At 63.3% G+C, this 14732-nt stretch carries 12 protein-coding genes; 8 read left to right on the top strand and 4 right to left on the bottom strand.

The genetic code is table 11. The features are described 5' to 3' along the window. Positions 1 to 71 precede the first annotated feature (71 nt). Positions 72 to 1079, top strand: a complete 1008-nt coding sequence (locus QMA15_RS12025; protein ID WP_279163272.1) for a tripartite tricarboxylate transporter substrate-binding protein — start codon at positions 72 to 74, stop codon at positions 1077 to 1079. Positions 1080 to 1172: 93 nt separating this feature from the next. Continuing rightward, positions 1173 to 2558 (top strand): citrate:proton symporter, encoded by a 1386-nt coding sequence (locus QMA15_RS12020; protein ID WP_003944372.1) that lies wholly within the window; start codon positions 1173 to 1175, stop codon positions 2556 to 2558. Positions 2559 to 2564: 6 nt separating this feature from the next. Here the strand turns inward: QMA15_RS12020 and QMA15_RS12015 are convergent, their stop codons facing one another. Next, the gene (locus QMA15_RS12015) at positions 2565 to 3752 is read right to left on the bottom strand and encodes a nitric oxide synthase oxygenase (protein ID WP_020906627.1); all 1188 of its coding nucleotides are present in this window, start codon (positions 3750 to 3752) and stop codon (positions 2565 to 2567) included. Between the two features lie 235 nt (positions 3753 to 3987). Here QMA15_RS12015 and QMA15_RS12010 point away from each other — a divergent pair, with 235 nt between their 5' ends. Then, positions 3988 to 5148, top strand: coding sequence for a globin domain-containing protein (locus QMA15_RS12010; RefSeq protein WP_290284606.1), 1161 nt, complete (start codon positions 3988 to 3990; stop codon positions 5146 to 5148). Between the two features lie 3 nt (positions 5149 to 5151). On the opposite strand, the gene QMA15_RS12005 is transcribed toward QMA15_RS12010, so the two are convergent. Together QMA15_RS12005 and QMA15_RS12000 are read right to left on the bottom strand one after the other, a co-directional pair. Then, positions 5152 to 5898: an FAD-binding oxidoreductase gene (locus QMA15_RS12005; protein ID WP_003944435.1), complete on the bottom strand. Its 747-nt coding sequence runs from the start codon at positions 5896 to 5898 to the stop codon at positions 5152 to 5154. Between the two features lie 16 nt (positions 5899 to 5914). Continuing rightward, positions 5915 to 7111 (bottom strand): FAD-binding oxidoreductase, encoded by a 1197-nt coding sequence (locus tag QMA15_RS12000; RefSeq protein WP_046379818.1) that lies wholly within the window; start codon positions 7109 to 7111, stop codon positions 5915 to 5917. Positions 7112 to 7293: 182 nt separating this feature from the next. Here QMA15_RS12000 and clpB point away from each other — a divergent pair, with 182 nt between their 5' ends. The 5 genes from clpB to pyrE all read left to right on the top strand — a co-directional run bounded on the left by clpB (position 7294) and on the right by pyrE (position 13405). Next, positions 7294 to 9846, top strand: a complete 2553-nt coding sequence (gene clpB, locus QMA15_RS11995) for an ATP-dependent chaperone ClpB (RefSeq protein ID WP_020906630.1) — start codon at positions 7294 to 7296, stop codon at positions 9844 to 9846. A gap of 158 nt (positions 9847 to 10004) precedes the next feature. Beyond that, a complete protein-coding gene (locus QMA15_RS11990; protein ID WP_029254744.1) occupies positions 10005 to 10976 on the top strand; it encodes a hypothetical protein in 972 nt (323 codons plus the stop codon). Positions 10977 to 11062: 86 nt separating this feature from the next. Next, positions 11063 to 11950: a hypothetical protein gene (locus QMA15_RS11985; RefSeq protein ID WP_020968800.1), complete on the top strand. Its 888-nt coding sequence runs from the start codon at positions 11063 to 11065 to the stop codon at positions 11948 to 11950. Between the two features lie 46 nt (positions 11951 to 11996). After that, entirely contained in the window at positions 11997 to 12797 is an 801-nt protein-coding gene (locus QMA15_RS11980; protein ID WP_029254745.1) for an SDR family oxidoreductase, read from the top strand. Between the two features lie 74 nt (positions 12798 to 12871). Then, positions 12872 to 13405, top strand: a complete 534-nt coding sequence (gene pyrE / locus QMA15_RS11975; protein ID WP_019749433.1) for an orotate phosphoribosyltransferase — start codon at positions 12872 to 12874, stop codon at positions 13403 to 13405. Positions 13406 to 13455: 50 nt separating this feature from the next. On the opposite strand, the gene QMA15_RS11970 is transcribed toward pyrE, so the two are convergent. Beyond that, the gene (locus tag QMA15_RS11970) at positions 13456 to 14712 is read right to left on the bottom strand and encodes an MFS transporter (RefSeq protein WP_020906634.1); all 1257 of its coding nucleotides are present in this window, start codon (positions 14710 to 14712) and stop codon (positions 13456 to 13458) included. Positions 14713 to 14732: the final 20 nt, after the last annotated feature.

The following is a 14732-nucleotide window of genomic DNA, read 5'->3' as shown; positions in this document are numbered from 1 at the left end:
CAGTATGAAACCTGTTCACACAGCGGTACCAGCAGACAGCCAGTAGACAGCCAGCAGACAAGGACAAGGCCATGAGGACATCGAAGCGACTGAGCAGGCATATCGCCCTGCTCGGTGCTTGCGCGATGGCTCTCGTGCTCTCGACCGGATGCACTCCGGTCGAGTCCTTCTTCGCCGGTGGTCGAGCGGGTGAGACTTCCGAAGAACTGCGTGTACTGGTGCCCTCGGTGGCCGGTGGTGGTTACGACCTGACCGCCCGGACCATGGTGCAGGCACTGGCCGACGAAGGGACCGTCGACGCCGACGTCGTTGTTCTGCCCGGATCGGGTGGCATCGTCGGACTCAACCGGTTGGCTCTCGAACGCGGAAATCCCGATCTACTCATGGTCATGGGACTCGGCGTTCTCGGTTCGCTCGAGATACTGCCGTCCGAGCACACCCTTTCCGACGTGACACCGATCGCGAGACTGGTCGAAGAGCCGGAAGCTGTACTGGTCCCAGCAGATTCGCCGTACAAAACTCTGGCAGATCTGACGCAGGCCTGGGTGGCGGATCCGTCGTCGATCTCGATCGGTGGTGGTTCGAGTGAAGGCGGACCGGACGGGCTGTTCCGCCTTCTGTTCGCACGGGCGGTCGGCGTCGATCCGTCGCTGTCCCCTTACCGAATCTACGACGGCGGCGGAGAACTACTTCCGGCGCTGCTGACCAGGCAGGTCGACGTCGCCGCCACCGGTATCGGGGAGTACCTGGATCAGATTGCGGCAGGCACGGTTCGGGTCCTTGCGGTCAGTTCGCCGGAGCGCACTCCGGCGGTGGATGCACCGACCATGGCGGAGTCGGGCGTCGACGTCACGTTCACCAACTGGCGGGGTCTCATGGCGCCCCCCGGATTGACGGACGACCAGCGTCAGCATTTACAGAATTTAGTGCGGGATCTGGCGGCAAGTCCACGGTGGAACGAGCTGTCCGACCGAAATGGTTGGAACAGCGCAGTTCTCACCGAACCCGAGTTCTCTGCCTTCCTCGCCGAACAATCCCGGTTCGTCGACGCGACACTCGATCCGCCCGGCACCAACTGAGCACAACCGAAGTTTCGTTTCACCTCCACGAAGGTCACCGGCTCGATTTGCCGTGCCGTTTTTCTCGGCAACTCAGCACAAAAGGAGTTCATCATGCTCGTCACACTCGGCTTCCTCATGGTTGCGGTGTTCATGTTCCTGATCCTCACCAAACGCGCGACCCCGGTGGTGGGACTGACCCTGGTGCCGGTGGCCTTCGGACTACTCGCCGGAGCGGGCCTCGGCATCGGCGACATGATCACCGACGGCATCAAGTCGCTCGCACCCACCGCGGCGCTGTTGTTCTTCGCGATCATCTTCTTCGGAATCATGATCGACGTCGGCCTCTTCGATCCGCTGGTCAAACTCATCTTGCGGATGGTGCGAGACGATCCGATGCGGCTCGTGGTCGGCACCGCGGTGCTCGCGATGGTGGTTTCGCTGGACGGAGACGGTTCGACGACCTTCATCATCGTGACCTCCGCACTGCTGCCGCTCTACCTCAAACTCGGTGTCAGTCCCGTTGTACTGACGGTGATCGCCGGCTTGTCCAACGCGACGATGAACATCATTCCGTGGGGTGGCCCGACCGTGCGGGCGGCTAGCGCGCTGGGACTCTCGCCCTCCGACGTGTTCGTCCCGATGGTGCCGTCGTTGATCGTCGGCCTGATCATGGTGCTCGGATTCGCGATTCACCTCGGGATCATGGAGCGTCGCAGGATCGGGACTTTGGTCCTGACTTCTGAGCGCATCCTCGAAAAGGTCGGAAACGGTGGAAGTTCCAGCACCGGTAGCGCCGGCACCGGCGGCTCGAACGACTCCGAAGACGACGGCGGCGACACCGGACGATTCATCGACGGCCTCGACCCCAAGCGGGACACCTTGCGACCGAAGCTGCTCTGGTTCAACGCCGCGCTGACGACGATCCTTCTCGTCGTGCTCGTGATGGACATCCTGCCCATCCCGGTGCTGTTCATGATTGCGTCGTCGATCGCTCTCGCGGTCAACTTCCCGGCGGTCAAGGATCAGGGCGAAGCAATCGCACGCCATTCGTCGAGCATCGTCTCCGTTGTCGCGATGGTCCTGGCAGCAGCGGTGCTGACCGGCGTTTTCCAGGGAACCGGCATGGTCGAGGCGATGGCAGAGTGGCTGCTCCAGGTCATTCCCGACGCGATGGGCCCGCATCTGGCCGTCATCACGGGCGTCCTGAGCATTCCGCTCACGTTCTTCATGACCAACGACGCGTTCTACTTCGGTGTGCTGCCGGTGCTGTCCGAGACGGCAGCCCAGTACGGCATCGAACCGGTGGAGATGGCGCGCGCTTCGATCACCGGGCAGGCCGTGCACATGCAGAGCCCGCTGGTCCCGGCGATCCTGCTGCTGGTCACGCTCGCCGGTGTTTCTCTGGCGGATCACCACAAGAAGGTCCTGTGGCGAGCAGGCCTGATCTCGATCACGATGCTCGTGGTCGGTGTCGGATTGGGGCAGATCCCCTTCTGAGTGCGATCAGTTGTGGAAGGGGCACCGGCCTTGGTCGGTGCCCTTCTTCTTTTTTGTCACGAAGTTGGGCCGGATGTCGAGATCGGGCTCGTCGTACAGGCGGTGGAACGTCGGCGTGAGCGAGCTGGACATGGGCGGGTTCACCCATGACCAGTCGGTCGGGCACTTGCGCCCGGCCTTGTCCTCACGCGCGATGTGATCGATGAATTGCTTTGCGACAGTGTGATGGTCGACCATGATGACGCCGGCCTTGCGGTAGCTGTGGATAACTGCACGGTTCAGTTCGACCAGTGCACGGTCCTTCCAGAGCGTGCGGTCGTGGCTCATGTCGAGCTCCATCATCGCCCCGATGGTCGGCAACATGTTGTAGCGATCGGTGTCGCTGAAGTTGCGTGCACCGACCTCGGTGCTGACGTACCAACCGCTGAACGGTGTGCAGGGATAAACGATTCCGCCGATGTCGAGGTTCATGTCCGAGACCGCGGGAACGGCATGCCATTTAAGCCCCAGATCAGCGAACCAGCTGTATTCGGGATGCTCGATCTCGACCTCGAGAACGAGGTCGGTCGGGACGTCGAAGTACTGCAGGGGTTCGTCGGGAACCGAAATCAGCACGGGGAGAACGTCGAACGCCGTGCCGGCGCCCTTCCATCCCATCGCGGTGACCTGAGCGGTGAGATCGACGTGCCACGGGTCGCCCAGGATGGTGCCGTCCGGTTGACGGTAGCCGGCGTAGCGGATCAGTTGCGGGCTGAGGATGCGGTACTCCTGGCCGTCCTCGCGGGGAAGCGGCCCGACCGTCACGACGGACTGCAGAGCGCCGCCGTTGGTCGACAGTCGCAGGTGCTCCCAGCACGCTTCTGCGAGAGCGGAAGCCGTGACGGCGTCGCGCGCGTCGATGAGTTTGAGGGTCCGCCAATGCGCGCGACCGACGCACCTGGCGTGGTTTCGCCAGGCGAGTTTGGCGCCGACGAGCAATTCCTCCGCTGTGTGCGTGTAGGTACCGGTCCGGTGGAGCTCACGCAAGGCCTCGCGCCGCCGAGACGTCGGGAGGTGGCCCAGTTCCGGAGAGTCGAAAAATTCGACGCACTCGAGTTCCCGACGTTGAAGCTCGGTCAGCGTCGGGGTGGTGGAGGCGATCTGGGACGTAAGCCCGCTATCGGTGGGCAATTCGTCCTGTCGAACAAAATCCACGGCACGACTCCTGTTTGGCTGGTTGAGATTTCGCTGAACGTTAGCTCGGCGATTGAGAGTGTCGAAGCTCTTGTTTATCTTGCACGCAAGAATAAGAAAGGGACGGTCACACCGCGAAATGGGGTCGCATTGTGACACTTGTCCAGAATGATTTACGAGTCAGACATTTGTGACATAAGCTGCAGACGAAATTCCGCGGCGGGTCTTGCCGCGTCTAGTCGGGACGAGGATGAGCGTGGATTCGCAAGCAATCTCTCTGGTCCGGTCGAGCTTCAAATCCGTCGCTGCGGTAGAAGATGGTCCGGAACGGCTCGCCCGTACCTTCTATTCGATCCTGTTCGCTCGATCGCCCGAAACCCGGGAGTTCTTTCCGGCAGCGATGGATGTGCAGCGGGACCGGCTTGTCGGCGCTATCGCTCACGTCGTCGAACGCCTCGACGAGTCCGACGCGATACTCGAGTACCTCGCGCAGCTCGGCCGCGATCACCGCAAGTACGGCGTCACCGACGAGCATTACACGGCAGTCGGCAATGCCCTGATCGAAGCACTCGAGACGTTCGGTGGCGCCGAAATGTGGACAGACGAGGTCGACAGCGCATGGCGCAACGCGCTCGCGATCATCTCGGCAGCGATGATGGACGCCGCCAACGCGGAGGACGGCCCGCCCGCCTGGAGTGCCACCGTCATCGAATGCCGCCCGGTCATCAAGGGCGTCGCCGTCGTCAAGCTGCAACTCGACCAGACTATGCAATACCGCGCCGGTCAGTACGTCAGCGTGCAGGTCGCCGCGAGGCCGCGGATGTGGCGCTACCTCTCACCGGCCACGCCGTACGACGGGACTGGAGTCCTCGAGTTCCACGTTCGTCAGGTCACCGGCGGGTGGGTCAGCCCGGTCATGGTGAACCAGACCGCTGTCGGTGACACCTGGGTGGCCGGTTCGCCCATCGGCGCCCTGGGGATTCCGGAGAACTCCAAGGACCTTTTGATGATCGCGTCGGGAACAGGTGTCGCGCCTCTTCGCGCTCAGATCCTCGAACTGATCCGACGCGGCAACACTCGCAAGGTCCAACTGTTCTACTCCGGACAGCATCCGTGCGATCTCTACGACCTTCCGCATCTGTGGAAGCTGGCCGAGAAGCACCCGTGGCTCACGATCATCCCGGTCTCGGAAGAAGACGAGAATCCGTGGTGGCACACCGAGCCGGAGCCGCTGCCGCCGATCGGCATGGCCAGGCGCATCGTCGGCAAGGTCGGTAAGGTCGTGACCTCGTTCGGGGACTGGGCGGGCTACGACATCCAGGTCGTCGGCAGCGAATCCATGGTCAACAGCACCAAATTCAGGCTTCGCGCGGTGGGCATCGACGTCGACACCGTTCGCAATGATCCGACGTACTGACCGTCAGTACGGATCGAACTGAATGACCTCGGCCGGCGTTCCGGCCTCGATCAATCGATCACGCGTCGATCGAACCATGGCCGCTGATCCGCACACCAAGACCTGATGTTCGGTGAACGCACCGTACGACGCGACGACGTCGGCGAGCGTGCCTTCGATGAGATGATCGTCGCCGAATCCGATGTCGACGTTCAAACGGTCGAACCACCCGTCGGGCGGGCCGCCGTCGGAGAGATCTTCGACGACAGGAATGGGCTGCAACCACGGAAACTGATCGGCGAGTAGCCACAACATGTCCGCCGCATAGAGATCGCGAAGCGTTCGGCCGCCGAAGAAGAGGTACACCTGCGGCGGGTTCGGGGTCTGAGCCAGATCGAGAATGATCGACCGGAGTGGGGCCAAGCCGGTTCCGCCCGCGACCATGATGACGGTGGGGCCGTTCTCGTCGACGGACAGGTTGCCGCGCGGGTCGAGGATCTGCCAGACGTCACCGGGTTGGGTGTCCTTGACTATCGAACCGCTGACCCAACCGCCGGGAACCGTCTTGACGTGAAACTCCAACTTCCCGTCGTGTGAGGGAGGCAGGGCGGGGGAGAGTCGACGGAGCAACCGCGAATTCTGCGGGACGCTGACGTCGACGTACTGGCCGGGGCGGAAGGGGACGACATCGCCGACCAAGCGGACAACCGCCAGATCCTCACGGAGACGGTGATGTTCGACGACTGTGCTCGACCAGGTTCGCTGGGCCATGAAAGTTCTCCTGTAGTCAGTAGAGCGGGTCGTGCCGGATCTGGTCGAGCGGAGTTCCGCCGGCACGCAAGGCGTAGACGGTGGTCTTGATCATCGACGGTGACCCCGAGATCTGCACCTGACGGTCGGCCCACGAGCCGAACTGCGAGACCACTTTTCCGATCGGTCCGATCAGTCGGCTGTGCATTCCGAAGGGTGGCTCCAGCACCGGTCCGTTGTGCCACCAAGGGTTTTCGGGTTCTTCGGAAACCGGTACGACGGTCAACCACGGATTACTGAGTGAGATGTGCCAGAGCGTTTCGAGGTCGTAGAGGTCGCACGGATACCGGCCGCCGACGAACAGGTGCACGCGCGGATTGTGCGCGCGTTGGGACATTTCCATCACCTGTGCCCGCAGTGGGGCGATGCCGGTGCCGGATCCGATCATGAGAACGTCACGGTCGCTGGTGAAGTCGACCTCGAGACCGCCGAGGGGAGTGGACATGACCCAGCGGTCACCGACGTTGGTCTCGCTGACGATCGCGGGGCTGACCCATCCTCCCGACACCTTGCGGATGTGGAACTCGAGCTGACCGAAAGGGTTGGTCGGAATCGCCGGTGAGTAGTACCGCCACATTTTCGGACGCTGCGGAATCTGAACGCCGACGTACTGTCCCGCCCCGTACGGAATGGGTGGGTCGGCTTCGAGGCGCACTATCGCCAGATCGTCGAGGACTCGTTCGTGGCTGACCACGGTTGCGCCCCAGAGCGCCGGGGTCGTATCGGATTCGGCGCCGTCGGCCATCGTGCTCACGACGAGGTCGGTGAACTGAGACCAGGCGTCCTCCAGTTCCGGCGTCCACTTGTAGCGACTGTGCGCGCTGGTCCCGTACATCGACCGAACTGCGCGCTCGAGTGCAACACCGGCAGCCTCGTAGTGCTCACGCTCGACGCCGTAGCGGCGATGATCGCGGCCGAGTTGGGTGAGGAACTTCCGGATCCGACGATGCTGGGGAAGGTTCTTGACGACGAACTCGATCGCTCTGAAGAAACGGTGCCCCTGCGATTCCATCCCGGCCGGGAACAATGAGCGGTACAGAGGATGTTCCGCAAAGAGGCCGGTGTAGAACACTGCCGAGAAGTGCGCACGGCTCTCTTCGTCGTCGGTCAGAGAATCGAGGCTGGATTGCAGACGGGCGATCACTGTCGGATCCAATCCATCCCCCTTTCGCACCAGCTGCAACTCTCGCCACAATTCTAGTACGGCTGAAAATGTGACCTACGAAACCAACTCGGCCTGGCGAAAACAAACTTGAGCGGAATAGACTCAAGTTTGTCCGCGTTGAGCATATTGACACAGTCGCAATACCAACCGGTCGCGGCTCTTCCCGTTCGACTTCGCCAGAAAGGTGACAAGTGGACTCGTTCACACCAACAACCAAGACCCAGGCTGCGATGACGGCTGCACTGCAGTCGGCGTCGTCGGCGGGTAATCCCGATATCCGGCCTGCCCATCTGCTGGTCGCATTGCTCGACCAGACCGACGGCATCGCTGCCCCACTACTCAAAGCTGTAGGCGTCGACCCCACGGTCGTACACCGTGAAGCACAGGCAATCGTCGATCGCCTGCCCAAGACAACCGGCGCAAGCTCCACCCCGCAACTCGGGCGTGAGGCACTCGCGGCACTCACTGCTGCTCAGCACCTCGCCACCGAGATGGACGACGAGTACGTCTCCACCGAGCACGTCCTCTACGGACTGGCCGGCGGCGACTCCGACGTCGCGCAGTTGCTCGTACGTCATGGCGCTACCCAGGACGCATTGCGTGAAGCCTTCACCACCGTCCGCGGCAGCGCTCGCGTCACCAGCCCGGAGCCCGAAGGCACCTACCAAGCGCTGGAAAAGTACTCCACCGACCTCACCGAAGCTGCACGTAGCGGCAAGCTCGACCCGGTGATCGGTCGCGACACCGAGATTCGCCGTGTCGTGCAGGTGCTCTCGCGTCGTACCAAGAACAACCCGGTACTCATCGGTGAGCCCGGCGTCGGCAAGACCGCGATCGTGGAGGGCCTTGCCCAACGCATCGTCGCGGGTGACGTCCCGGAATCGCTTCGAGGCAAGACCGTCGTGTCCCTGGACCTCGGGTCCATGGTCGCCGGTGCCAAGTTCCGCGGTGAATTCGAAGAACGCCTCAAGGCAGTTCTCGACGACATCAAGAACAGTGCCGGACAGGTCATCACCTTCATCGACGAGTTGCACACCATCGTCGGCGCCGGCGCCACCGGTGAATCCGCGATGGACGCAGGCAACATGATCAAGCCGATGCTCGCCCGCGGTGAGCTGCGGCTGGTCGGTGCCACCACGCTCGAGGAGTACCGCAAGTACATCGAGAAGGACGCAGCACTCGAGCGTCGTTTCCAGCAGGTGCTCGTCGGTGAGCCCTCGGTCGAGGACACCATCGGCATCCTGCGCGGTCTCAAGGAGCGCTACGAGGTGCACCACGGCGTACGCATCACCGACTCCGCGTTGGTGGCTGCTGCCGCGCTGTCGGACCGGTACATCACCTCGCGGTTCCTGCCGGACAAGGCCATCGACCTCGTGGACGAAGCCGCATCGCGACTTCGTATGGAGATCGACTCGCGACCCGTCGAGATCGACGAGGTGGAACGCACTGTTCGCCGACTCGAAATCGAAGAAGTGGCACTCGAGAAGGAAACCGACGACGCGTCCAAGGCTCGGCTCGAGAAGCTGCGTCAGGAACTCGCCGACGATCGCGAAAAGCTCAATCAGCTCAGCACCCGCTGGCAGAACGAAAAGCAGGCCATCGACTCGGTGCGCGTGCTGAAGGAACAGCTCGAAACCCTGCGAGGAGAGTCCGAACGCGCTGAGCGTGACGGCGATCTGGGCAAGGCAGCCGAGTTGCGCTACGGCCGCATCCCGGCGCTGGAGAAGGAACTGGAAGAGGCAGCAGTCGCTTCCGGAGCCGCCTCCGACGGTGACGTGATGCTCAAGGAAGAGGTCGGGCCGGACGACGTCGCAGACGTGGTCGCAGCCTGGACCGGCATTCCGGCCGGCCGGATGATGGAAGGCGAGACCGAGAAGCTGCTCCGCATGGAGTCCGAACTCGGCAAGCGCGTCGTCGGCCAGACCGACGCCGTCGTCGCCGTCTCGGATGCGGTTCGCCGCGCCCGAGCAGGTGTCGCCGACCCCAATCGGCCCACCGGTTCCTTCCTGTTCCTCGGCCCGACCGGCGTCGGTAAGACGGAGCTCGCCAAAGCCTTGGCGGACTTCCTCTTCGACGACGAGCGCGCGATGATCCGTATCGACATGAGCGAATACGGTGAGAAGCACTCGGTGGCCCGACTCGTCGGTGCCCCTCCGGGCTACGTCGGCTACGAAGCCGGCGGCCAGCTCACCGAAGCAGTTCGGAGACGCCCGTACTCGGTGGTCCTCTTCGACGAGGTCGAGAAGGCACACCCGGACGTGTTCGACGTCCTGCTCGCCGTGCTCGACGAAGGCCGACTCACCGACGGTCAAGGCCGCACGGTGGACTTCCGCAACACCATCCTGATCCTGACCTCCAACCTGGGATCCGGTGGCACGCGGGAGCAGGTCATGGACGCGGTACGCCACGCGTTCAAACCGGAGTTCATCAACCGTCTCGACGACGTGGTCGTCTTCGACTCGCTCTCCGAAGAGCAGTTGGAGCACATCGTGGACATCCAGCTCGAGCAGCTGCAGAAGCGTCTGGCTGCGCGTCGTCTCACCCTCGAGGTGAACGGTGCGGCCCGGATGTGGCTCGCGGTGCGCGGCTACGACCCGCTGTACGGCGCTCGGCCATTGCGTCGACTCGTTCAGCAGTCGATCGGCGACCAGCTCGCCAAGCTGCTCCTGGCCGGCAAGGTCCAGGACGGCGACACCGTGCACGTCGGTGTCAGCGAGGACGCGGATCAGTTGGTTCTGTCCTGATTCGGTAAGTGGAATGCCCCGTCGATCCAAGTGGATCGGCGGGGCATTCGCATTTTGTTCTACCCTGGATGGCTGGATGCTCGAACTGGGGATGTCTGCACCCGCGCCTCTCCGAACGACTTCGACGCTCTTTCGTCCCAACCGAAGGTGAGCCAGGCATGACCGATCAGAACGATCCGCGTAACTCGGGTGGGCCGCGCCGTGAGGATCCCGAGGCCACCGAGGTCTGGGGGCGTACACCCGACCAGCCGACAGAGCAGTACGGGACGGTATCCGGCCAGAATCCGAACCAGCCGACGGAGTACTTCGGTCAGCAGCCGGGGGCGGGGCAGTTTCCGGGGGCACAGCAGTATCCCTACGGTGGCCCGGATCAGAACACGGAGTACTTGGGGCAGCAGGGACAGCAGCCGAATCCCACTCAGGCCTTCCCCGCCTACAACCCGCAGTTCGATCCGCAGGCCCCGCCGCCGGGTGCGACGCAGGCATATCCGCCGTACACGGCCCAGCAGTACGGGAACCCGGATCAGTACGGGAATACACAGCAGTACGGAAATACACAGCAGTATCCGGTTGCCGGTGGTGGCGGGGGAGTTCCGCCGGAACAGCCGTTCATCGAAGACGGGTCGTCGGGCGGCGGCAAGAAGCGCAAGCTCGCGACGTGGGTGGCTGCCGGCGTGGTCGGGATCCTGGTCGCCGTGATCGCGATCGTCGCGTTCTCGGCGTTCGGTTCGAACGACAAGGGAACCCAGACCGCTTTCGTTCCGCCGACCACTACGACGCAGGCGCCGACCACCACACCGCCGAAGGCGAGCACCACGGCGCCGACTCCGACGACGGATTCCCCGCTCAGCCAGCTCCCGGGCGGGCTCGGCGAAGTCATCGGCGACGCCGGGGGAGCCGTCGGCACCGTCAAGTCGAACGACGGCGGCACGTTGGTCATCGATTCGATCGGTGGATCACAGGTGACGGTTCTGACCACAGCTGACACCACCCTCATCGCGCTCAACCGCGCCACGATCGCCGATCTGCAACCGGGAGACAACATCGTCGTCGACGGAACTCCGGTGGAGAACGGCACAATGACCGCCAACACGATTCTGAGTACGTCGTTGCCGAAGTTCGGCAACTGAGTCGTTCACGACACATCAGGCGAGTCCACCAGGGTGTCGCGGGAGGTTGAGGCCGCGAGTCGCTACCCTGGAGGGTGATGACTGGAATGTGGTTCGGACTGGCAGCAATTGCACTCGCAGGCGCGGGTGCGCTCCTGTACGTCGACAGGACGAGGCGAGATCAATCCGGGCGAGTGCGTCAGATCTGGGCCAAGGCGCAGGGATACACGTACACGGCCACTGACGATCAGCTGGCGGGCGAATGGCACCGCGCGGTCATGGCGAAGCAGGACTACCTGACTGCCACGGACGTCGTCCGAGGCCGTCGTCGCGGAGAGCAGTTCGTGCTGTTCGACCTGGAAGAGACCGCAACCATCGTCGCCGTTCGCCGCGAGATCGGGTCGGACGTCGACATCGATCTTCGGTTGAAATCGACGGCTCCGCCCAAGGACGGTGACCTGAACCTGCTGGGTGCGATCGGTTCACGAGTCGTCTTCGCGACCGATCTCGAGATCGCACGTCGTGTCTGTGATCAGCGCATGGTGGCGTTCACCGAATCGGTTCCGCCGTCGATCAGCATGCTGTGGAGCGAAGGGCAGTGGACGCTCGGTTCGCTTCCGGTGACCAGTAACGGCCGGGATTGGGACGCTGCAATCGAGTCGGTTGCGCGCCTGTCCGGCATTCTGCATGTCCTGCCTCCCGTCACCGATCCCAACGAACTCGAGGTCGATCACGATCCGAGCCGCCCGCGGCCGGGCGCCGAGAAGTCTCGCCCAACTCCGGATCCGGTAGAACAGCCCCGTTCGCGTCAAGAGCAGCCGCCCCGTGAAGCTCCGCCGCGTGAATTTGCCCCGCGTGAGTCCGCACCGCGTGAGCCTGCACCGCGGGAATCTGCGCCACGTCCGGATCAATCGCTGCGCAAGCCCGAGGCGGCTGACAAGCCGGCTCAGCGTCCGGCGTCGCAGCGCTCGGGCACAATTCGCCCGGTCGACTGACCTTTAAGGTTCCCGTCCAGCCGCGATAACCACTAGCGTGGCCGGTATGTCGACTTCCCACTCGGATCGCCCTGTGCGTCCCGTTGCCCTGGTGACCGGACCTACCTCTGGTCTCGGCGCCGGTTTCGCCAAGAAATACGCCTCCCTCGGATACGACCTGGTTCTCGTCGCACGTGACGAGGTCAGATTGCACGACCTCGCGTCCGAGTTGAAGACGATGTTCGGCACCGAGTCGGAGATTCTGGTTGCCGATCTCGCATCGGAGGCTGGACGCGACACCGTCGCGCTTCGTCTGGAGAAGGGCGTCGAGGTGTTGGTGAACAACGCCGGATTCGGTACCTCCGGCGAGTTCTGGACTGCAGATCCGGCGCTTCTTCAGTCTCAACTCGACGTCAACGTCACCGCCGTGATGCGGCTGACCCGTGCGGCGCTGCCCAGCATGATCGCGTCGGCGCACGGAACGATTGTCAATGTGGCGAGCGTCGCGGGCCTGCTGTCCGGGCGGGGTTCGACGTATTCGGCAAGCAAGGCCTATGTCATCTCGTTCACCGAAGGGCTTTCCGGCGGGTTGGCCGGGACGGGAGTGCGCGTTCAGGCGCTGTGCCCGGGCTTCATCCGCACCGAGTTCCACGAGCGTGCGGGCATCGAGATGTCCACGATCCCCAAGCCGATGTGGTTGAGCGTCGACCAGGTGGTTGCGGCGTCGATGAAGGATCTCGGTGACGACAAGGTCATCAGCATTCCGGGGATTCAGTACAAGGTCCTCACGACGGCTGGGCGTCTGGTTCCCAAGGGGCTGGTTCGCCGGTTGACCAACATCGTTGGACGAGGCCGCGGGCGCACGTAGCCCAGAGGCAGCAGCCGAACGTAGCCCAGAGGCAGAAGCCGAACATAAGCCAGTGGTCGGTAGGCTGAGCACTCATGAGCGATCGTGAGGATTTGGCTGCGCTGGTGCGCGAATTGGCTGTTGTACACGGAAAGGTGACGTTGTCCTCGGGCAAGGAAGCCGACTACTACGTCGACCTTCGCCGCGCGACACTTCACCACAAGGCGGCGCCGCTGATCGGCTCGCTGCTGCGTGAACTGGTCGCGGACTGGGATTTCGACGCCGTCGGAGGTTTGACGATGGGCGCCGATCCGGTTGCGATGGCGGTGATGCACGCTCCCGGACGCCCGATCGACGCGTTTGTCGTTCGCAAGGCTGCGAAGGCTCATGGGATGCAGCGTCAGATAGAGGGCCCGGACATCGTGGGCAAGCGTGTCCTGGTTGTCGAGGACACGACCACGACGGGCAATTCTCCGTTGACAGCAGTGAAGGCTCTGCGCGAGGCAGGGGCAACAGTGGTCGGAGTCGCTACCGTCGTCGATCGCGCGACGGGTGCGGACGCGATTATCGGCGCCGAGGGCGTCGAGTACCGATCGCTGCTGGGCCTGGAAGATCTGAACCTGAGCTGATGCCCCGTGAGTGGTTAAGGAGTCCCTGCACTCCTCAACCACTCACAGGGTCAGTCGCCTACGGTGACGGCGAGTGCTTCGTCGACGCTGTGCGGCGCGGGATCGTGGTCGTCGACGTGTGCGAGGACCTTGCGTCCGCTCGACAGGACGAACACGGCAGCGAGGGTGAGCACCGCGCCGACCCAGAACGGCATGTGGACGTTGGACTCGCCGAGCTTGCCGGCTACCCACGGAGCTGCGGCGCCGCCGACGAATCGAACGAAGCTGTAAGCAGCCGAGGCGGTCGACCGTTCCACGGGCGCCGAGATCATGACGGTTTCGGTGATGAGTGTGTTGTTCACACCGAGGAACAACCCGGCGAGGACGACACCCACGATCAAGACGATCTTGTTCTCGGTGAAGAGCGCCATCATGCCGAGGTCGAGTGCGAACAGTGTCAGCGCCAGCATCATCATCGGTAGTGTGCCGAAGCGTCGTTGCAGGCGAGGGGCGAGGAAGACCGAGGAGATCGCCAGCATCAGGCCCCATCCGAAGAAGATGAATCCGATCGGGTACGCCCCCATGTCGAGGGGGAACGGTGTGTACGCGAGCAGCGTGAAGAATCCGTAGTTGTAGAGCAGCGCGGTGATGGCAACGGTGAGTAGCCCGCGGTGTCGCAGCGCCTGGAACGGTGCAGCGATGGACGTGTGGTGTTCGGGCTTGGGTGCGCTCGGAAGCATCACGACGATGAGAATGAAAGCAACCGCCATCAGGGCTGCGACGCCGAAGAACGGTGCGCGCCAGCTGATGTCACCGAGAACGCCGCCGACCAGCGGTCCGACCGCGATACCGATGCCCAGTGCAGCCTCGTAGAGGATGATTGCCCGTGCGACGCCGCCGCTGGCCGCGCCGACGATGGCCGCCAGTGCCGTTGCGATGAAGAGTGCATTGCCCAGTCCCCAGCCGGCACGGAATCCGACGATCTGGCCGATGGTGCTGGAAGCGCCTGCCAGAGAGGCGAACACGATGATGATGGCAAGGCCTACAAGAAGTGTTTTCTTGGCGCCGATGCGGCTGGACACCACACCGGTGATGAGCATGGCCACGCCGGTGACGAGCATGTAGCTGGTGAACAGGAGCGAAACCTGCGACGGTGTGGCGTCGAGTTGTTCGCCGATCGGCTTGAGGATCGGATCGACCAATCCGATGCCCATGAAGGCGATGACGCTGGCAAAGGCTACCGCCCACACCGCTTTCGGTTGTTTCAGGAGGCTCGGCGGAGCCTCGTTCTGGTGCGTTGATGTCGCGGTCGTGTTGCTCACGGCCACCTCCTTTTTCAGTGGTGGGT

The sequence above is a fragment of the Rhodococcus sp. APC 3903 genome, assembly GCF_030407755.1.
GTDB classification, from domain to species: Bacteria; Actinomycetota; Actinomycetes; order Mycobacteriales; family Mycobacteriaceae; genus Rhodococcus_F; species Rhodococcus_F erythropolis.
This window is presented reverse-complemented; position numbering and strand designations above follow the sequence as displayed.